At 60.0% G+C, this 18,587-nt stretch carries 19 protein-coding genes; 7 read left to right on the top strand and 12 right to left on the bottom strand.

Translation table 11 applies throughout. The features are described from left to right. The first annotated feature begins 49 nt into the window (after window positions 1–49). Complete coding sequence (locus MF6394_RS27205; protein WP_078467925.1) at window positions 50–451, top strand: YbaY family lipoprotein; 402 nt, start codon at window positions 50–52, stop codon at window positions 449–451. Window positions 452–478: 27 nt separating this feature from the next. Next, on the top strand, window positions 479–1,168 hold the full coding sequence (locus tag MF6394_RS27200; protein ID WP_003189124.1) for a DUF4197 domain-containing protein: 690 nt from the start codon (window positions 479–481) through the stop codon (window positions 1,166–1,168). An 86-nt stretch (window positions 1,169–1,254) separates the two neighbouring features. Here the strand turns inward: MF6394_RS27200 and MF6394_RS27195 are convergent, their stop codons facing one another. The 3 genes from MF6394_RS27195 to MF6394_RS27185 all read right to left on the bottom strand — a co-directional run bounded on the left by MF6394_RS27195 (window position 1,255) and on the right by MF6394_RS27185 (window position 5,816). Then, complete coding sequence (locus tag MF6394_RS27195; protein WP_047712727.1) at window positions 1,255–1,506, bottom strand: hypothetical protein; 252 nt, start codon at window positions 1,504–1,506, stop codon at window positions 1,255–1,257. A gap of 141 nt (window positions 1,507–1,647) precedes the next feature. Beyond that, window positions 1,648–4,710 (bottom strand): efflux RND transporter permease subunit, encoded by a 3,063-nt coding sequence (locus MF6394_RS27190; RefSeq protein WP_078467924.1) that lies wholly within the window; start codon window positions 4,708–4,710, stop codon window positions 1,648–1,650. A gap of 5 nt (window positions 4,711–4,715) precedes the next feature. Further along, complete coding sequence (locus tag MF6394_RS27185; RefSeq protein ID WP_078467923.1) at window positions 4,716–5,816, bottom strand: efflux RND transporter periplasmic adaptor subunit; 1,101 nt, start codon at window positions 5,814–5,816, stop codon at window positions 4,716–4,718. Between the two features lie 93 nt (window positions 5,817–5,909). Between MF6394_RS27185 and MF6394_RS27180 the strand changes: the two genes are divergently transcribed. Next, window positions 5,910–6,566, top strand: a complete 657-nt coding sequence (locus tag MF6394_RS27180; protein ID WP_044272267.1) for a TetR/AcrR family transcriptional regulator — start codon at window positions 5,910–5,912, stop codon at window positions 6,564–6,566. Between the two features lie 587 nt (window positions 6,567–7,153). On the opposite strand, the gene MF6394_RS27170 is transcribed toward MF6394_RS27180, so the two are convergent. Beyond that, window positions 7,154–7,936, bottom strand: a complete 783-nt coding sequence (locus MF6394_RS27170; protein ID WP_044272264.1) for a class I SAM-dependent methyltransferase — start codon at window positions 7,934–7,936, stop codon at window positions 7,154–7,156. A gap of 96 nt (window positions 7,937–8,032) precedes the next feature. Between MF6394_RS27170 and MF6394_RS27165 the strand changes: the two genes are divergently transcribed. After that, a complete protein-coding gene (locus tag MF6394_RS27165; RefSeq protein WP_044272262.1) occupies window positions 8,033–8,653 on the top strand; it encodes a hypothetical protein in 621 nt (206 codons plus the stop codon). A gap of 3 nt (window positions 8,654–8,656) precedes the next feature. Here the strand turns inward: MF6394_RS27165 and MF6394_RS27160 are convergent, their stop codons facing one another. The 6 genes from MF6394_RS27160 to ppc form a co-directional block, all read right to left on the bottom strand. Continuing rightward, a complete protein-coding gene (locus tag MF6394_RS27160; RefSeq protein ID WP_078467922.1) occupies window positions 8,657–9,343 on the bottom strand; it encodes an extensin-like domain-containing protein in 687 nt (228 codons plus the stop codon). A gap of 10 nt (window positions 9,344–9,353) precedes the next feature. Then, complete coding sequence (locus MF6394_RS27155) at window positions 9,354–10,214, bottom strand: DUF72 domain-containing protein (protein WP_078467921.1); 861 nt, start codon at window positions 10,212–10,214, stop codon at window positions 9,354–9,356. Next, the gene (locus MF6394_RS27150) at window positions 10,214–10,516 is read right to left on the bottom strand and encodes a hypothetical protein (protein WP_034126521.1); all 303 of its coding nucleotides are present in this window, start codon (window positions 10,514–10,516) and stop codon (window positions 10,214–10,216) included. The genes MF6394_RS27155 and MF6394_RS27150 overlap by 1 nt, the downstream gene beginning before the upstream one ends. Window positions 10,517–10,676: 160 nt before the next feature. Then, on the bottom strand, window positions 10,677–11,363 hold the full coding sequence (tsaB, locus tag MF6394_RS27145; protein ID WP_078467920.1) for a tRNA (adenosine(37)-N6)-threonylcarbamoyltransferase complex dimerization subunit type 1 TsaB: 687 nt from the start codon (window positions 11,361–11,363) through the stop codon (window positions 10,677–10,679). 90 nt (window positions 11,364–11,453) lie between these two features. Further along, on the bottom strand, window positions 11,454–12,101 hold the full coding sequence (gene adk, locus MF6394_RS27140; RefSeq protein WP_032893225.1) for an adenylate kinase: 648 nt from the start codon (window positions 12,099–12,101) through the stop codon (window positions 11,454–11,456). Between the two features lie 280 nt (window positions 12,102–12,381). Then, window positions 12,382–15,027 (bottom strand): phosphoenolpyruvate carboxylase, encoded by a 2,646-nt coding sequence (ppc, locus tag MF6394_RS27135; protein ID WP_078467919.1) that lies wholly within the window; start codon window positions 15,025–15,027, stop codon window positions 12,382–12,384. A gap of 197 nt (window positions 15,028–15,224) precedes the next feature. On the opposite strand from ppc, the gene MF6394_RS27130 reads away from it, so the two are divergent. From MF6394_RS27130 to MF6394_RS27120, 3 genes are all read left to right on the top strand, one after another. Beyond that, window positions 15,225–15,569, top strand: coding sequence for a hypothetical protein (locus MF6394_RS27130; RefSeq protein WP_044272252.1), 345 nt, complete (start codon window positions 15,225–15,227; stop codon window positions 15,567–15,569). Window positions 15,570–15,852: 283 nt separating this feature from the next. Then, on the top strand, window positions 15,853–16,278 hold the full coding sequence (locus tag MF6394_RS27125; RefSeq protein WP_003189094.1) for a DUF4398 domain-containing protein: 426 nt from the start codon (window positions 15,853–15,855) through the stop codon (window positions 16,276–16,278). A 56-nt stretch (window positions 16,279–16,334) separates the two neighbouring features. Next, a complete protein-coding gene (locus MF6394_RS27120) occupies window positions 16,335–17,120 on the top strand; it encodes an OmpA family protein (RefSeq protein WP_003189093.1) in 786 nt (261 codons plus the stop codon). 73 nt (window positions 17,121–17,193) lie between these two features. Here MF6394_RS27120 and MF6394_RS33985 read toward each other — a convergent pair whose 3' ends face one another. Continuing rightward, window positions 17,194–17,571, bottom strand: coding sequence for a hypothetical protein (locus MF6394_RS33985; protein ID WP_125969614.1), 378 nt, complete (start codon window positions 17,569–17,571; stop codon window positions 17,194–17,196). A 170-nt stretch (window positions 17,572–17,741) separates the two neighbouring features. Beyond that, entirely contained in the window at window positions 17,742–18,203 is a 462-nt protein-coding gene (locus MF6394_RS33980; RefSeq protein ID WP_139129539.1) for a hypothetical protein, read from the bottom strand. Window positions 18,204–18,587: the final 384 nt, after the last annotated feature.

The raw sequence follows: 18,587 nt of genomic DNA, 5'->3' as shown, positions 1-18,587 counted from the left end.
TGAATGAGGCGCCGGGCGGATTCCGGCGCCGTTGAAAAGGAGTTGCACCGTGAAAAAACTCATCCTCCTGGGCCTGACCGCCCTGCTCGGAGCCTGCCACTCGATGGCTCCAACCCCGAAGGCCAGCCTGGACGGCGAAGTGTTCTACCTGCAACGCATCGCCCTGCCGCCAGCCGCCACCTTGAGTGTCAGCCTGCAGGACGTGTCCCTGATGGACACACCGGCTGTGACCCTCGCCGAGCAGAAAGGCCCGGTCAAAGGCCAGGTGCCGCTGCCGTTTCACCTGAGCTATGACCCGGCCCAGGTCAAACCGGGCCACACCTATTCGGTCAGCGCTCGCATCGAGCTGGACGGCAAGCTACTGTTTATCACCACCGAGCGGCACACCGTGCAGCTCAATGGCCAGGACCCACAACCGCTGCGCCTGCGCGTAGATGCGGCTGCACACTGATCATTCCCACTTCATAAGGAAGCGCCCATGCTCCGCAAATCTCTTCGCCTCACCGCCCTGTGTGCTGGCTTGCTGTTCGGCGCCAATGCCATGGCCCTGGACCTTGGCAGCCTGTCCCAGGGCGACGCCAGCGGCGGCCTCAAGGATGCCTTGACCCAAGGTGCACAGATTGCTGTGAAACAACTCGGAACGCCCGGTGGTTTCAGCAATAACCCGGACGTGAAGATCGGCCTGCCAGGCAAGCTCGGTAAGGTCGCCGACAAGCTGAAAATGTTCGGCATGGGTGACCAGGTCACGCAGCTGGAAACCAGCATGAACAAGGCAGCAGAAACCGCCGTGACCCAGGCCCAGCCGATTCTGGTCAACGCCGTGAAGAACATGAGCGTGACCGATGCCAAGGGCATTCTCAGCGGTGGCCAGGACTCCGCCACCCAGTACCTGAACAAAAGCAGCCGTGAAGAAATTCGCGCCAAGTTCCTGCCTATCGTCAAGGCTGCCACCGACAAAGTCGGCGTGGCCCAGCAGTACAATGCCCTGGCCGGCAAGGCCGCGGCCTTTGGCGCTGTGGATGCCAAGAGCGCCAACGTCGAGAACTACGTGACCGAGCAAGCGCTGGATGGCTTGTTCAAGATGATCGCGCAGCAGGAAGAAACCATCCGCAAGAACCCGGCGGCAGCTGCCACCAGCTTGGCCAAGAAGGTGTTTGGGGCGCTGTAAGCCCACGCCAGCAACTGAACCTGACGCGGCAAACACTCTGCGGATACAGAGTGTTTGCAATGGCTCAAAAGCGGCAATCAGCGCATTCAACGGCCGATTTGAGTATTGGTGTTCGCGTTGCTATTCACGTTGTTGTTCGCGTTGGCAACACTGTTGTTAATCGTGATATTACTGCTCGGCTGGGGAAGATCGTATTTGAACGATTTGAGCGCGTCGGAAAGCTCACGCCGACCGACGGAGTCATTATGGGAATGTTTGGCGCAAGCGCCGCCCATCTGACCGCCGCCCAGCATCATGCCGATCCCCGAGTAAAAGTTACCCAATGCTTGTAGGAGCATATCTATTTCGCCTCTATGAACGTTCTGGAAACGTTATCCCGGTGATAAAAACCACCGGATAACGTACCTGCGAACAGGTAACCCTTTGTGGCAAGCCTTGAAAAATGGTTCCCACCGGGCCTGCCAAAAACGCTCACTGATCTACCCCTCCTTCCTGATTCTGAACCACGCCGCGTACAACGCTGGCAGGAACAACAGCGTCAACGCCGTTGCCACAATCAACCCGCCCATGATCGCCACGGCCATGGGCCCGAAGAACACACTGCGTGACAACGGAATCATCGCCAACACCGCTGCCAACGCCGTCAGCACAATCGGGCGAAAGCGTCGGACCGTGGCTTCGATGATTGCCTGCCAAGGTGCCAGGCCAGCCTTGATGTCTTGTTCGATCTGGTCCACCAGAATCACCGAGTTACGCATGATCATCCCCGACAGCGCGATGGTGCCGAGCATGGCGACGAAACCGAAGGGTTGGCGGAACACCAGCAGGAACAAGGTCACGCCGATCAGCCCCAAAGGCGCGGTGAGAAAGACCATCGCCGTACGCGAGAAGCTGCGCAGTTGCAGCATCAGCAAGGTCAGCACTACCACGATAAACAGCGGCACGCCGGCCTTCACCGAGTTTTGCCCACGGGCAGAATCTTCCACCGTACCGCCCACTTCCAAGAGGTAGCCGTCCGGCAGTTCGGCACGCACATCGGCGAGCGTCGGCAGGATCTGCTGCACGAGGGTCGCCGGCTGTTCCTTGCCATAGATGTCGGCCCGCACAGTCACCGTGGGCAAGCGATTGCGATGCCAGATGATGCCCTCTTCGAATCCATATTCGAGGGTGGCAATTTGCGACAGCGCCACGCTTTTACCATTGTCGGTGGGCACGGCAAGGCTCGGCAGGCGCGACAGTTCGCTACGCTCATGCACGGTGCCGCGCAGGAGGATCTCGATCAATTCGTTGTCCTCCCGGTACTGGCTGACGCTGGAACCGGTCAGGGAGCTCTGCAGGAATTTCGACAGGTTGGCGGTGCTCACACCCAGGGCGCGTGCACGGTCCTGGTCGATATTCAGGTACACGATTTTGCTCGGTTCTTCCCAGTCCAGATGCACGTTGACCACATGGGTATTTTCGCGAACCTTGGCCGCCACTTTGCGCGCCAGCGCACGGACTTCTTCGATGTGCTCGCCCGTCACGCGAAACTGCACCGGGTAGCCTACGGGCGGGCCGTTCTCCAGGCGCGTCACGCGCGAACGCAAGTCGGGGAATTGCTCGTTGAGGGTTTCGATCAGCCAGGTGCGCAGGCTTTCACGCTCCTCGATGGTATGAGCCAGCACCACAAACTGGGCGAAGCTGGCAGCGGGCAATTGCTGGTCCAATGGCAGGTAAAACCGCGGCGAGCCGGTGCCCGCGTAAGCGACATAGTTGTTGATGCCGGCATGCTCCTTGAGCAACGCTTCCAGGCGCTTGACCTGCTCGGCGGTGTTGCTCAGGGAAGCGCCTTCGGCCAGTTTCAGGTCGACCATCAACTCCAGGCGACCGGAAGCCGGGAAGAACTGTTGCGGCACGAAGCGGAACAGCGCAACCGAGCCGATAAACAGCAGCAAAGTCAGCACGATCACGGTTTTACGCCGCCGCACGCACCACTCCACCAAACGTCTTACCCGCTGATAGAAAGGTGTGCCGTAAGGATCTGGACCGTCGGTGCCGTGCTTGGCGGCGTGAATCTTCGCCAGGTCGGGCAGGAGTTTTTCTCCCAGGTACGGCACAAACACCACGGCCGCCACCCAGGAGGCCAGCAGTGCGATGGTCACGACCTGGAAGATCGAGCGGGTGTATTCGCCGGTGCTCGATTGCGCGGTGGCAATCGGCAAGAAACCCGCCGCCGTGATCAGGGTGCCGGTGAGCATGGGGAATGCGGTGCTGGTCCAGGCGAAACTCGCGGCTTTGAGGCGGTCGTAGCCCTGCTCCATTTTGATCGCCATCATTTCCACGGCGATGATCGCGTCATCTACCAGCAAGCCCAGGGCCAGGACCAAGGCGCCAAGGGAAATCTTGTGCAGGCCGATGCCCAGGTAATACATGCTGGCAAAGGTCATCGCCAGTACCAGCGGGATCGCCAGGGCGACGACCATGCCGGTGCGCACGCCGAGGGAGAAAAAGCTCACCAGCAAAACAATCGCCAACGCTTCAGCCAGCACCTGGACGAATTCGCCGACGCTGGTCTTTACCGCTGCCGGTTGGTCCGACACTTTGCGCAGTTCCATCCCTGCCGGAAGGTTCTTTTGCAGGCGTGCGAATTGCGCTTCAAGGGCCTTGCCCAATACGAGGATGTCGCCACCGTCGCGCATGGCCACGGCCAGGCCGATGGCATCTGCGCCCATGTAGCGCATACGCGGTGCTGGTGGATCGTTGAAGCCTCGATGGACGTCAGCTACATCACCGATGCGCAAGGTGCGATCACCCATGCGGATCGGAAAGTTGCGGATCTCCTCCACCGTCTTGAAGTTGCCTGAAACGCGCAGTTGCACGCGCTCGGTGGGGGTTTCAAAGAAACCGGCGGTGGACACCGCATTTTGTTCCTGCAACGCCTGCTGTACGGCAGCCAGAGGCAAGCCGAGGGTGGCGAGCTTGAGGTTGGACAGCTCGATCCAGATCTTCTCATCCTGCAAGCCGAGCAGCTCGACCTTGCCCACATCCGGCACCCGTTGCAGCTGGATCTGGATGCGGTCGGCGTAGTCCTTGAGCACGGCATAGTCAAAGCCGTCGCCGGTCAGGGCGTAGATATTGCCGAAGGTGGTGCCGAACTCGTCGTTGAAAAACGGCCCCTGGATATCCGGCGGCAAGGTGTGGCGGATGTCGCTGATTTTCTTGCGCACCTGGTACCACAGCTCGGGAATCTGCGCCGAACGCATCGAATCACGGGCAATAAAGGTGACCTGGGATTCACCCGGCCGCGAGAACGACACGATGCGCTCGTACTCACCGGTCTCCATGAGTTTTTTCTCGATGCGCTCGGTGACCTGGCGCGAAACCTCCTGGGCCGTGGCCCCGGGCCAGTTGGTCTTGATCACCATGGCCTTGAAGGTACACGGCGGGTCTTCGCTTTGCCCCAGCTTGGTGTAGGACAAGGTGCCAACCACGGCCAGCAGTATCATCAGGAACAGTACGATCTGGCGATTACGCAACGCCCATTCGGAAAGATTGAAACCCATGGGGACTACTCCTTGGCCGCCAGATTCACTACACGGTTAGAGCGATCCACCGGGCGCACTGACTGGCCCTCATGGAGCACATGCACGCCTGCGGCCACCACCCAATCGGTGGCGGCCAAGCCTTCGAGCACCGGGACGGTTTTTTCGCCAAACGCACCAATGCGTACAGGGGTGCGTTCAAGGGTGTTGTCCGGTTTTACACGCCAAACGTAGGACGCACCGTTCTCGGCACTCAGGGCAGACAGCGGTACCGATAGGGGAATGACACCCTCGGACTGGATGAAAACCCGTGCGCTTTGGCCCAGTTCGGCGGGCACTTTGCCGCCGGTGAAGGCTACGCGCGCGGCGAAGGTGCGAGACTTGGGGTCGGCGGCAGGAGACAGTTCACGAATGCGCCCGGCGAAGCGTTGCTCTGGCTGGCTCCACAACTCCACCGACACCGGCTGGCCGATCTTGAAGCGGCCAAAGCCCTGCTCGGGCAGGCTGATCAAGACTTCACGCTCGCCATCGGCGGCCAGGGTGAACACCGTCTGGCCAGCGGAAACCACTTGCCCCACCTCGACGGCACGCTTGGCGACTACCCCATCCTGAGGCGCACGCAGCACGGCGTAGCCGGCCTGATTGCTGGACACATCGAACTCGGCCTTGATCTGCTTCAGGCGTGCTTCACCGGCTCGGTAGAGGTTTTCGGAATTGTCGTACTGCGACCGACTGACCATCTGACGATCCATCAAGGTCTTGTAGCGATCCCGCTCCGCACGTACCAGGCTCAGATTGGCCTCGGCGGCGGCCACTTGGGCACGGGTGGCTTCCAACTGCAGGCGCACGTCCTGAGGGTCGAGTTCGGCCAGCGGCTGGTTGGCCTTGACCCGCTCGCCCTCCTCCACCAGGCGCTTGCTGACTTTACCGCCGATGCGAAAGGCCAGGTCCGGCTCATAACGCGCACGCACCTCACCCGGGTAGCTGTCCATCGCCTGCGCCGAAGGCTGCGGTTGCACCACCATGGCCGGGCGCACGGTGGTCTGGGCCGCTTCTTCATGGCCGCAAGCGGCCAACAGGAAGATCAGGCTGACAGGCAAAGCAAGGGGCAGGAAAGCGCTGCGCATGCTGAAGGACCTTTCGCAAATAGAGCTTGGAATAATTATACTGGCCGGTATGTTATTAATACCAAACTCACCAGTCCAGTATTAAAGGTGAAAATGTCCGACAATCCTCTGAACACCGTAAGCCCCGGGCGTCCCAAGGACATGGCAAAACGCCAGGCAATCCTCGAATCGGCAAAATCGCTGTTCTTGGGCAAGGGCTATGCAAACACCAGCATGGACGCCGTTGCACTGGCGGCCGGCGTATCGAAACTCACGGTCTACAGCCACTTCACCGACAAGGAGACGCTGTTCACCGCGGCGGTGGTGGCCAAATGCGAAGAGCAATTGCCGGTGATGTACTTCGAGCTCCCCGAAGGCATGCCCGTCGAGACGGTGCTGCTTAACATCGCCCGCGGCTTTCATCGACTGATCAACAGCGAAGAGTCGGTAAACCTGCATCGCCTGATGATGACCACCGGTAATCAGGACGTGAAACTCTCCCAAATCTTCTTCAACGCCGGCCCCATGCGCATGCTGCAAGGCATGGAGCGCCTGCTCGGCAAGATTCACCAAAGCGGCGCCTTGAGTATCGACACACCGTTGAAGGCCGCCGAACACTTCTTTTGCCTGCTCAAAGGCACGGCGAACTTTCGTTTGTTGTATGGCTGCGGCGGACAATTGAGTGCGCAAGAGGCCGAGGAGCATGTGCAGGACGTGGTGAGGTTGTTTATGCGGGCCTATCGCAGCCAGGGTTCAGAAACACCTAAGTAAGTTGCACCAACCGACAGTAACCACGATGCGAAGCGAGTCGCTCTTGATCTTGCTCTTGATCTGCTTGTGATCTTGATCTCAGGCGCCCCGTTAAACCACGCTGGCCGAACGCAGGCTTGAATTCGTGGGTAACCCGGCAGGACGCCGGGTTAGCCGCCCCGCGCCATGGATGGCGCGTGGCGGCGGCCCACGGATTCAAGCCTGCGTTCGGGCACACCGAGCCCAAGCGAGGTGCCGAGTGGTGGGGCAAGAGCGTTTTGCTTACTTTTGCGCTCTTTTCAAAAGTGAGCCGCCGTCAGGGCGGAACCCTAAGTGGCCGTTACCGCAGGAATGGATATGTACACGATCCAACGGTGTTGACTGCCAGGCCGCCTTCGCGAGCAAGCCCGCTCCCACAGTTGGATTGTGGGGTATCAGGTAGATATGGGTCGGCTGGCTGGCCGTCATCGCAGGCAAGCCAGCTCCCACAGTTTGGATTGCGGGGTGTCAGGGAGATAGTTGTCGGCTGTCAGGCAGACATCGGGGGCAAGCCCCCTTCCACATTTGGAGCTCGCCGCATCAGCAAGATGAGCGCTGTTGCTTGCCGCTTATGCCTTAAGCGCCTTCTTGGGATAAATATCGTAGCGGCTGGACTTGCCATCCAACGCATGACTCGGCTTCGGCCCCTCAATACAGGGTGCCTTGCGCGGCCGCTTGACCACCACACGATGGCTGGCCAGCGCCAGAGCCGCCGCGAGCAACGCCGGTGCATCCGGATCATCACCCACCAACGGCCGAAACAGGCGCATTTCCTTCTTCACCAGCGCAGTTTTCTCACGGTGCGGAAACATCGGGTCCAGGTAGATCACCTGAGGCGGCTCCCCCTGCCAATTGAGCATCACGTCGATGGAGTTGCCCTTGAGCAGCTTCATACGCGCCACAATCGGCGCCACCTCAAAATCCTCGGCGGCGCGGGCCAGGCCATCTTCGAGCAAGGCGCCGATCAACGGCTGGCGCTCGATCAGGCTCATCTCACACCCCAGGCTAGCCAGCACGAACGCGTCCTTGCCTAAGCCCGCCGTAGCGTCCAGCACCCGCGGGCGCACGCCCTGGGCGATGCCCACCGCCTTGGCGATCATCTGCCCGCTGCCGCCGCCATACAACCGCCGGTGCGCCGCGCCGCCTTCGACAAAGTCGACCCGCACCGGCCCTGGCGCATCAGGCCCAAGCTGTTGCAACTGCAAACCGTGCTCCCCCACTTGCAGGGAAAAATCCGCATCGGCCACCTGCAGAGGCAACCCCAGCAGCGAAGCCCAGTGTTCGGCGCGGGCCTGGAAACTGTCAGCCAAGGCTTGGACCTGGATGCGGCTGGCCGCTGGTTGTTCGTTCATCAATCGCCACGCTCAAAAATATTAAGGATCGGCAAACAACGGCCGATAAAAATCACAGTCAGGTATTTTGCCAGAGCTGAGCGTCGACCGAGAAAAATGTCAGACATTCTTCCCCTTTCCATCGGTGTACTGCCGACCCACAACCATTACGGCCTGCGCAATACCCAAGCGCTGGCCGGGGTGAGTCATGTGTGGCAGGACTTCTTCGCCCGTGCGTTGGCCGAACAGCTGGGTGAAACGCCAGACGCGCTCGCCGCCAACGCGCCTGCCCCGGCAGACCCGGCGGTTGAACCCCGCGAAGGCGCCGACCTGCTGGCGCAAATCCTCACCCAGCGTGAGTGCGATGTGAAAGACACCGAGATCGTGCCGCCTGCGCCGCTGTTCCTGCCGATTGCCGAGTTCGAAACCGAGCTGCTGCCACCGGCCGCGACGCCGTTCCCGGAAGAAGAAGTCATCGCCCAGCAACGCCAACAGGACTTTGAGAGCGGGTGGGTGCGCCCCATCGTGCTGAACGCCGGCCAACCGCTACCCGAGCCAGGCCCTGCGCCACAACCACGCCCGCTGCACCTGCCGATTGCCGAATTCGAGCTGGACCTACTGCCGCCGGCCGCCACGCCGTACCCTGAAGAAGAATTGCTGGCGCAGCAAAAAGCCCTGGATTTCGATTACTACTGGGCGCGCCCACTGGTGACCCACAACCTGCGCCTGGCCGCCTGAACCTTAGCGACACACCCACCAACGCCCCATGTCCAGATGGAAATGGTTGCGATGGGCGGCGTTGTAGTCCGGGCTCAACACCACGTTGAAATCATCACAGGCGCCATCGCGTACCAAACGCAGGAAACGCGCGCTGTCGCCCTGCCCTGGCCAATCCTTGAGCACGCTGATGCTGCGCCCATCCGCCAGGCGAAACCCGGCGATATCCAGGGCATTGGCCGAGGCGTGCTGGCTGAGCCTTGCGTCGGCGCGATTGTAGATATTACGGCAGGCAAAACTGCCCAAATGCTCGACGCGGCTCACCGCTTGGCCAAACACGGCCTGGGCCGCCGGTTGCAGGCTGTGGCGCTCGAACAACGCAAACGCCACCGCCAGCGGGCAACTGGCGAGAAAGCTGCTGCTCAAGGCCACATCAGCGCCCTGTACGCGCAGGACATTGCGCAAGGGGCACGCCGCATCCGGCGCTGTATCAGCCTGGCGACTCACGCGCAGACCGGAGGCGTTCAATACCTGGTCACACAGCTGCAAACGACTGAGCTTGTAGCGCGTCAACAGGTTGGGGCTGGCCCGCACATCCAAGGGCGCCCAGGGGTTCCACTCAGCCGGCATCGGCACCCAACCGCGCCAGACAGCCAGCGCAAAGGCGCCCACCAGCACCAGCAATACACTCAATGTCTTGACCACACCCACGGCTCAACCCTCAAAGTAGCCCGAGCTGCTCCGCCACGGGTTCTCGATGCAAGACAGGCAGCGGCGGTAACCCTGGCAGACGCACCATCAGCTTGGCGTGGAAGCGCAGCGCCAGCTGCGCCGCGAGACGGTTGTCCGACGTGTGCAGGAACATATAGGGCGTGCGGCCTTCTTCGATCCAACTGGCGATCTTTTCCACCCATGGAATCAGGAACGGGTCATTGGCCTCAAGGTCCGGATGCCCGATGAAGCGCACCTGGGGAAACTGCGTCAGTGCCGCTGGGCGCGGTGGCACCCGGGGCTTTTTGGACTGGGCATGCAGCACCGCTTCGGAGGTAGAGGTACAGCTGAACAGGGCACGCGGATCGAGGCAGATGCGCTCGACACCGCGATCGCGCAACAGACGGTTGAGCCTGCGCTCAGCATCCCCCTTGGCGAAGAACTGTTCATGACGCACTTCCACAGCCAGCGGCCGATCGATGCCATCGAGAAATCCAGCCAGCTCCGCCAGGCGCTGCGGCGTAAAGCCCTTTGAGAGTTGCAACCACAGCGGTGAAACGCGCTCACCCAAAGGGCTCATCAAGCCGACAAAGCTTTCTGCCGCCGGCAACTGTTCACGCAAATCGCCAGCATGGCTGATATCGCCGGGGAATTTGGCGGTGAAGCGAAAGTCATCGGGCATGATTTCGGCCCAGCGCTGCACAGTGGCGGCCGAGGGGCGAGCGTAAAAAGTGGTATTGCCTTCAACGGCGTTGAAGACCTGGGAATAGAGCCCGAGGTAATCGTTGGAACGTGCATCAACCGGATACAGGTACTCGCGCCAGGCGTTTTCACTCCAGGACGGGCAGCCGATGTAATAAGGCAAACGCATCAGATATGGATATCGAGACCCAGCACTTCCATATCCCATTCGACAAAGCCGGCAGTGGTCAGGTAGCTGGCCAGGGCGGTGGCAACGCTTTTGCTCATGGAACGGGGAAAGACCATGTCTTGCTGACGGGCAGGAACGCCGCTGATACGTGCGCTCGAGGCGCCTTGCGCTTTGGAAGGCGTATCGGTGTGTACTTCGATGAAGTCCGGTGAATCCTCGACGGATTCGTCTACCGTCACGCTCGCCTTGCGCGGCTTACGCTTGAGGGGGTAGGACTGTGAGGAAAAACCGTCTATACGCATACATGCAGACTCGGTATCAATGATGGCAATTTAGCGGCACTTTCCATGGCGCGCAAATGCTCTGGTGATAACTAGAACACATAATTTGTAAAAGGTTTAAAAACCCAGGCAAATTCTGACGATTGGCGAAATTTGCCACCGAACGCCCACATTTTTGGCGTCAAATAATCCCGCGCTCGGCCTTGGTCTGCGCGACTTTATCGCGCAGGTACACCGGTGCTGCCTGGTCCGCTGCAACTGCCTCGCCGCGCTCGAACGCGAAACGCGCCAACGCCAGCAGGTCTTCGGCGTGGGGCAACATCGCCGCATCCTGCTCGGCACACGTTACCTTGATGCGTTCGCCATAACCCCAGCCCGTGCCGGCACCGAACCAAGCGCCGCTGGCGTCAGCGGGCAACTGCGCCGCTTCGGGGGCCAGCACCGCTTCCTTACCGACCAGGCGCATTTCGCCTGCGGTCTCACGGTAGCACCCCCAGTAGACCTCATCCATGCGCGCATCAATTGCCGCAGCCACTTGCGACGCACCGTGCTCACGCAACGCACGCTGGGCCAGCACCGCCAGGTTGGACACCGGCAATACCGGGCGCTCCAGGGCAAAGGCCAGGCCCTGCACCACGCCAATGGCGATGCGCACCCCGGTGAATGCACCGGGGCCACGGCCGAACGCGATGGCGTCCACGGCCGCCAGGGTGGTACCGGCGTCTTCAAGCAGTTGCTTGATCATCGGCAGCAATTTCTGCGCGTGCAGGCGCGGGATCACCTCGTAGTGGCTCGTAACCTTGCCATCGTGCAGCAAGGCAACGGAGCAAGCTTCAGTCGCGGTGTCCAGGGCCAGCAGGGTGCTCATCGGTGTGGGTGTCCAAGTCGGAAAAAAGTGCGCCAGTATAAACAACAACGGCCCGCAAGCGGGCCGTTGTCTGTGCCGCCGATCACAGGATCAGCTCAGTGCTTGCAGCACCTTGGCGGTGATGGCCTCAACCGAGCCCACACCTGGGATGTGGCTGTATTTCGGCTTGCCTTGAGCTGCGGACAGCTTCTGGTAGAAGTCCACCAGGGGCTTGGTCTGGGAATGGTAGACCGACAGGCGATGACGCACGGTTTCTTCGGTGTCGTCTTTACGCTGCACCAGGTCTTCACCGGTGACATCGTCCTTGCCCTCGACTTTCGGCGGGTTGTAGACGATGTGGTACACGCGGCCCGAGCCTTCGTGAACGCGACGGCCAGCGATACGCTGAACGATCTCTTCGTCTTCAACTGCGATCTCGACCACGGCGTCCAACTCCACGCCCGCCTTCACCAGGGCTTCAGCCTGGGGAATGGTGCGTGGGAAACCGTCGAACAGGAAACCGTTCTTGCAGTCGTCCTGGCTGATGCGTTCCTTGACCAGGTTGATGATCAGGTCATCGGAGACCAGGCCGCCGCTGTCCATCACGCTCTTGGCGATCAGGCCCAGCTCGGTGCCAGCCTTGACGGCCGCACGCAGCATGTCGCCGGTGGAGATTTGTGGAATGCCGAATTTTTCAGTGATGAACTTTGCCTGAGTACCTTTACCGGCCCCGGGAGCTCCCAGCAGAATGACGCGCATCGATGTGCTCCTCAATTTTTTATAGAGATGACGCTCGGATTCGCCGCGTGGGGCCAATCTCGTAAAAATGTGGTTCTAGGCCGATCAAACGGCCAAAGGCTGATCAAGATACACAGCGGGCCCTCACCATACAAGCCGCCAAAAGTAGGAGAAACCCGCGCCGCACATGCGTCAGCGCCGGGGTGTGCCTGAGCGCAACCCGCCCCCTCAAACGACGACCGCCCGTTTCCGGGCGGTCGTCGCGGTTTATCCGCAAGCCATTGAGTACACGCAAAAAACCTCAACCGGTGTTGCGCAAACCGGCCGCAATACCGGCCACGGACACCAGCAGCGCCTGTTCCAGAGGGCTGTCTTGCGCAGCCTCCTGCTGGCGCGAACGTGCCAGCAACTCGGCCTGCAACAGGTGCAGAGGGTCGAGGTAGGTGTTGCGCAGGCGGATGAACTCCAGGGTGTCGGGGCTATGGGCCAGCAGCTGCGACTGGCCGGTCAGGCCAAGCACCACGTCACACGCCTGCGACAATAGGTCGCGTAAGTGCGCACCCAATGCCAGCAGGTCCGGCTGCACCAGGCGCTCATCATAAAGACGGGCGATATCGGCATCGGCCTTGGCCAGCACCATTTCCAGCATGTCGATGCGCGTGCGAAAGAACGGCCACTGCTCGCGCATCTGCCCCAGCAATTGACCTTCACCGCGCTCCAGCGCCTTGCTCAGTGCCGCTTCCCAGCCGAGCCAGGCGGGCAGCATCAGGCGTGTCTGGGTCCAGCCAAAGATCCACGGGATGGCGCGCAAGCTCTCAATCCCGCCCGCACGACGCTTGGCCGGGCGGCTGCCCAAAGGCAAACGGCCCAACTCCTGCTCCGGCGTGGACTGGCGGAAGTATTCGACGAACTGCGGATTTTCCCGCACCACGGCGCGGTAAGCGCTGACACCGTCTGCCGCCAATTCGTCCATCAGGTGACGCCAGGCAGGCTCGGGAGGCGGCGGCGGCAACAAGGTCGCTTCCAGTACCGCAGCCAGGTAGAGATTGAGGTTCTGCTCGGCGATATCCGGCAGACCGAATTTGAAGCGAATCATCTCTCCCTGCTCAGTGGTACGGAAACGCCCCGCCACTGAGCCCGGCGGCTGCGACAGGATGGCCGCGTGCGCCGGGCCGCCGCCACGACCAACGGTGCCGCCGCGACCGTGAAACAACAACAGCTCCACCTGTTGCTCGCGGCAGATATCCACCAGGCGTTCCTGGGCGCGGTACTGCGCCCAGGCGGCGGCCGTGGTGCCGGCGTCCTTGGCCGAATCCGAGTAGCCAATCATCACTTCCTGCGGGCCCTGCAAGCGCGCGCGGTAACCCGGCAGTTGCAGCAGGCGCTCCATCACTGGCCCTGCGTTATCCAGGTCGGCCAGGGTCTCGAACAGCGGCACGACGCGCATTGGCCGTTGTACGCCCGACTCTTTCAACAGCAGTTGCACCGCCAGCACATCCGAGGCGGCGCCGGCCATGGAGATGACATACGACCCTAGTGATGCGGCCGGTGCGGCGGCGATTTCCTTGCAGGTATTGAGCACCTCGGCAGTGTCCGCCGACGGCTTGAAGTAACCCGGCAGCAACGGCCGACGATTGGTCAGTTCCTGGGTCAGGAAGCTGATACGCGCCTCTTCATCCCAGTCCTCATAACGCCCCAGGCCCAGGTAATCGGTGATTTCGGTCATGGCCGCCGAGTGACGGCTGGAGTCCTGGCGCACATCCAGGCGCACCAGGAACAGGCCGAACGTCACGGCACGGCGCAGGCAGTCGAGCAGCGGGCCATCGGCGATCACGCCCATGCCGCAGTCGTGCAGGGACTGGTAGCACAGCTGCAGCGGGTCGAGCAGGTCGCGGTTGTTTTGCAACACGTCGGCCGGCGCCGGGGTGGTGCTGGTCAACGAGGTGTGGGCCCACTGGCGCGTGGCGCGCAGGCGTTCACGCAGTTGCTTGAGCAAGGCACGATAGGGTTCGACGCTGTCGCCGACTTTGGCGTGCAACGCCGGGCTGGCCTGTTGCATCGACAGCTCGGAAGCCAGCTGATCAATGTCGCGCAGATACAAATCCGCCGCCATCCAGCGCGCCAGCAACAGCACTTCGCGGGTGACCGGCGCGGTGACGTTCGGGTTGCCGTCACGGTCGCCGCCCATCCACGAAGCAAAGCGAATCGGCGCAGCCTCCAGGGGCAGGCGCAGGCCGGTGGCGGCGTGCAGGGCCTGGTCGGCCTTGCGCAGGTAATTGGGGATGGCTTGCCACAACGAATGCTCGATCACCGCAAAGCCCCATTTGGCTTCATCCACCGGCGTGGGGCGCACGCGCCGGATTTCTTCGGTGTGCCAGGCTTCGGCGATCAAGCGTTGCAAGCGCTCGCGAATCTGCTCGCGCTCGGCGGTGGTGAGGTCACGGTGATCCTGCAAGGCCAGTTGCGCGGCAATGGCGTCGTACTTTTGGATCAGCGTGCGGCGGGCCACTTCGGTGGGGTGGGCGGTGAGCACCAGTTCGATGTCCAGCCGAGCCAATTGCCGGGCCAGGGACTCATTGCTGTGCCCTTCGTTTTGCAGGCGTGCCAGCAATTCTGGCAAGACCCGGGATTCGAACGGCGCAGGTTGCGATTCATCGCGCCGATGAATCAACTGATATTGCTCGGCAATGTTGGCCAGGTTGAGGAATTGGTTGAAGGCCCGGGCCACGGGCAGCAACTCCTGCTCCTGCAACTGGTTGAGGCTGGCGCTCAACTCATCGCCAGCGGTTTTCTCTGAAACGGCTCCACGACGGTCGGCCTTGGCGCCTTTGCGGATCTGCTCGATCTTTTCGAGGAAAGCCTCGCCGTACTGCTCTCGAATGGTGTTGCCCAACAGCTCACCCAGCAGGTGAACATCCTCACGCAAGCGTGCATCGATATCACTCATCAGCCAATCTCCAGCCAGAAATCCGGGACGCGCAGGGGGTTCAGAGTGCCGCCGACGTCGGTTTCTGACAAGGCCGAACGCAAACGACTTTAAACCTTGGCGCTTGCAGCTAGTCTCAACGATGAGTCGCCGCGTTATTCACGCAGGCGGCTGGTCACTCATCACCGCCTGCGATTGCGGGCTTTATTGAGGTCGCCATGAAAATTCGAGAACTGGCCCAGCATTGGGAAGAAACCGCCAAGGGCCGCCTGACGAAAACTGAATACGCGATTCATCTGGATGTGGAAGCCGCCGCCCGGCTGGCGGCCATTGCCGAGATGTACCCCAAGCGCCACGTCGAAGAACTGCTCGGCGAGCTGATCGGCGCCGCCCTTGAAGAGCTGGAAGCCAGCTTTCCTTACATCCAGGGCCAGCAGGTGATTGCCACCGATGAAGAGGGTGACCCCCTGTATGAAGACGTCGGCCCCACGCCACGTTTTCTCACGTTATCCCGTCGCCACTTGCACGATTTGTCGGCCGTTACTGACGAACAAAAGCACTGATAAACATTTATTGACGTCAATTAAACCCCCGTATTCCGGGCCTTTTACGGGCCCGGAAGTACCGCCGCGCGCCGCGAAAGTTCCATTTTTTAAACACTGACCAGTCAGTCAGATATTTTTTTAGGCAAATCGCCATATCCGCTGAACTTTTGAAAAAAGCCTCCGGTCACAGCCAGTAGCCATCACGTGTGGAACGGTCGTTTGAACGGACGCCATGTGCTTTATCGACGGGCCCGAAATCGATACGCCCCGATGGATTTTGATGTTTTTCAGGAGTTATCCAATGGAGTTGAAGACGATGAACACCAGCACTGCCAAATCCTCGTTTAACCATCTGCGCGGGCTCAAATTGGCCGCGCTGGCAATCGGCACCAGCTTCGTTCTGGCTGGCTGCGCCGGCAACCCTCCAACCGAGCAGTACGCCGTGACCCAATCGGCCGTCAACAGCGCAGTCAGCGCCGGCGGCACCGAGTACGCGGCGGTGGAAATGAAGTCGGCCCAGGACAAGCTCAAAGAAGCTGAGATTGCCATGCACGACAAGAACTACGACAAGGCTCGCCAACTGGCTGAACAAGCCGAGTGGGATGCCCGCGTCGCTGAGCGTAAAGCCCAGGCTGCCAAGGCTCAACAGGCTGTGAAGGACTCCCAGAAGGCTGTTGACGAACTGCGTAAAGAAGGCATGCGCCCAGCTGCAATCATGCAGAAGTAAGCCGCAGCCTCTTGACTGCATCGCACCTGATATCGAATTGAAAGGACGACACGACTATGCGTAAACAATTGATGATCCCTGCCCTGCTGGCGATGAGCGTTGCCTTGGCGGCCTGCTCCACCCCGCCGAACGCGAACCTGGAAAATGCGCGGACCAATTTCTCGTCCCTGCAAACCAACCCGCAAGCCACCAAGCTGGCCGCGCTGGAAACCAAAGACGCCAGCGACTGGCTGGACAAGGCTGACAAGGCCTACCGCGACAAGGAAGACGAGAAGAAAGTCGACCAACTGGCCTACCTGACCAACCAGCGCGTTGAAGTGGCCAAGGACACCATCGTCCTGCGCGAATCCGAAGCCAAGCTGAAAAACGCCGGTGACGAACGTGCCCGCGCCCTGCTGGACGCCCGTGATGCGCAAATCAAGCAACTGCAAAACAGCTTGAACGCCAAGCAAACCGATCGCGGTACCCTGGTGACTTTCGGTGACGTGCTGTTCGCCACCAACAAGTCCGACCTGAAATCCAGCGGCCTGGTGAACATCACCAAGCTGGCTCAGTTCCTGCGCGATAACCCAGACCGTAAAGTGATCGTCGAAGGCTACACCGACAGCACCGGTTCCGACTCGTACAACCAGAGCCTGTCGGAGCGTCGTGCCGCTTCCGTTCAACGTGCACTGGCTCAGCAAGGCGTGGATATCTCGCGCATCGTGACCCAGGGTTATGGCAAGGAATACCCGGTTGCCGATAACGGCAGCGTTTCCGGCCGCGCCATGAACCGTCGCGTTGAAGTGACCATCTCCAACGACAACCAGCCGGTCAAGCCACGGTCTTCCGTCGCTAACTGATCAATAGCCTGGTAAAAAGCCCCGCCTTTAGGCGGGGCTTTTTCGTTGCCGCTCATGAAAGCGCATTCAAGCTTTAGTCATTGAAGTATCCGACGCTGCTGCGGTTGCCGTTCTGGCCAGAGTTGATGTAACGGCTGGAATCGCCCGAGTTGCCGTTATTTCCGTAGTTACCATAGTTACCGTAACTGCCGTGATTACTATAGCCTTCAAAGTGACGGTAGTTACCCGGCGCCCCCATCATGTCATTGCCGTTATGCCCATGATTTTCATAGTGACTGCACCGGCCGCTATTACCGTTATTGCCATAGTTACCATAATTGCCGTTATTGCCATGACTGCCGCCACTGCCCCACACTCGCTGACCTGGTGTGGCATGGCGAGGTTGCTCTTCAGCATAACGTGGATGCCAAGCAACATACTGTGCAGGTCGCGAACCAAATAGATGAGTCATTTTATCTTCCCTGTCAAACTGAAATAAGAGTGTGTGGATGTACGACACCTAAGCTGCGTGCTGCTTGGTGTGTCGCCCCTTTAAGTGGGGAATCGCTGCGAGCAGTTCCACTACGAAGACTCTAAAAACCACGTCAAAATATGCGCGGCGACGCAGTCGCATTGCTTGTTTCAACCTTGAAGGCGCCGAGCATGGCGAATGCCGTTACTGCCGTGATTGGAATAACCACTGTGGCTTCCGCTATTGCCGTTATTGCCGTAATTTCCGAAGTTACCGTCATTCATGCTGTGATGACCGTTATTGATATGCACACCCACTTGCGCCGACTTGACGCCACCGACCGTCACATAATTAGTATTGAATACATAGGTCACGTAGTTGATCGTAGGCGGCTGCGAAGTCGACGCCTGAGTACGGGGTGGCGGCCCCATGTAGCGAACGGTTCCACGATTCAAAGGTTGAGTACCGGCATAGTTTGGACGCCGACTCGATTGATAGCTATTGTAGTTATAGGTTTTACCCACTTGAGGGTATCGCCAACCCATACGCTGCCCCGTGACAGCGTTCCATGTATTGGACATGACCCCCATGGTATTCACGAGCGCTGTATTGACAAATGAATCTAACCTCATTCCTTGACTCCAAATGATTTCCCACACGTCCAGGTTTAAACTCCTGGCAGCTATAGAGTGGTCGCCTACTTCTATCAGTTCCCAACGGTATAATCCTGATAACAAGTAGGGGCTCGCCTGTTGGTATCCCAAGCAGGTCGCCTATCGTTGATGGATAAAATTGAAACGAAAAAAAAAAAACCACCGGAAACGGTGGTTTTTTTGACTAGGGAAACTTGATCTTGCGATCAGTATCTTCATCCGGCGGCGTTATCTTTTTGTTATGACGGGAGGAATCAGTTGAGCAACCTGCCAACTGATTACGCGCCTGTTCTTGCGCATCCGCCCGCTCCAACGCCTGATGCGCCCTGACCATAGCCAGCATATTGCATATCGCATCAATTC

The sequence above is a fragment of the Pseudomonas sp. MF6394 genome, from assembly GCF_002018845.1.
Classification (GTDB): Bacteria; Pseudomonadota; Gammaproteobacteria; order Pseudomonadales; family Pseudomonadaceae; genus Aquipseudomonas; species Aquipseudomonas lactis.
This window is presented reverse-complemented; position numbering and strand designations above follow the sequence as displayed.

Excerpts from the sequence above, each read along its gene's own strand:
- MF6394_RS27125 (WP_003189094.1), top strand. The coding sequence starts at position 15,853 with ATGGAGTTGAAGACGATGAACACCAGCACTGCCAAATCCTCGTTTAAC.
- MF6394_RS27190 (WP_078467924.1), bottom strand. The coding sequence starts at position 4,710 with ATGGGTTTCAATCTTTCCGAATGGGCGTTGCGTAATCGCCAGATCGTA.
- ppc (WP_078467919.1), bottom strand. The coding sequence starts at position 15,027 with ATGAGTGATATCGATGCACGCTTGCGTGAGGATGTTCACCTGCTGGGT.
- MF6394_RS33985 (WP_125969614.1), bottom strand. The coding sequence starts at position 17,571 with ATGACTCATCTATTTGGTTCGCGACCTGCACAGTATGTTGCTTGGCAT.
- MF6394_RS27155 (WP_078467921.1), bottom strand. The coding sequence starts at position 10,214 with ATGCGTTTGCCTTATTACATCGGCTGCCCGTCCTGGAGTGAAAACGCC.
- MF6394_RS27200 (WP_003189124.1), top strand. The coding sequence starts at position 479 with ATGCTCCGCAAATCTCTTCGCCTCACCGCCCTGTGTGCTGGCTTGCTG.
- MF6394_RS27120 (WP_003189093.1), top strand. The coding sequence starts at position 16,335 with ATGCGTAAACAATTGATGATCCCTGCCCTGCTGGCGATGAGCGTTGCC.
- MF6394_RS27130 (WP_044272252.1), top strand. The coding sequence starts at position 15,225 with ATGAAAATTCGAGAACTGGCCCAGCATTGGGAAGAAACCGCCAAGGGC.
- MF6394_RS27180 (WP_044272267.1), top strand. The coding sequence starts at position 5,910 with ATGTCCGACAATCCTCTGAACACCGTAAGCCCCGGGCGTCCCAAGGAC.
- MF6394_RS27185 (WP_078467923.1), bottom strand. The coding sequence starts at position 5,816 with ATGCGCAGCGCTTTCCTGCCCCTTGCTTTGCCTGTCAGCCTGATCTTC.
- MF6394_RS27195 (WP_047712727.1), bottom strand. The coding sequence starts at position 1,506 with ATGCTCCTACAAGCATTGGGTAACTTTTACTCGGGGATCGGCATGATG.
- adk (WP_032893225.1), bottom strand. The coding sequence starts at position 12,101 with ATGCGCGTCATTCTGCTGGGAGCTCCCGGGGCCGGTAAAGGTACTCAG.
- MF6394_RS27150 (WP_034126521.1), bottom strand. The coding sequence starts at position 10,516 with ATGCGTATAGACGGTTTTTCCTCACAGTCCTACCCCCTCAAGCGTAAG.
- MF6394_RS27165 (WP_044272262.1), top strand. The coding sequence starts at position 8,033 with ATGTCAGACATTCTTCCCCTTTCCATCGGTGTACTGCCGACCCACAAC.
- tsaB (WP_078467920.1), bottom strand. The coding sequence starts at position 11,363 with ATGAGCACCCTGCTGGCCCTGGACACCGCGACTGAAGCTTGCTCCGTT.
- MF6394_RS33980 (WP_139129539.1), bottom strand. The coding sequence starts at position 18,203 with ATGAGGTTAGATTCATTTGTCAATACAGCGCTCGTGAATACCATGGGG.
- MF6394_RS27170 (WP_044272264.1), bottom strand. The coding sequence starts at position 7,936 with ATGAACGAACAACCAGCGGCCAGCCGCATCCAGGTCCAAGCCTTGGCT.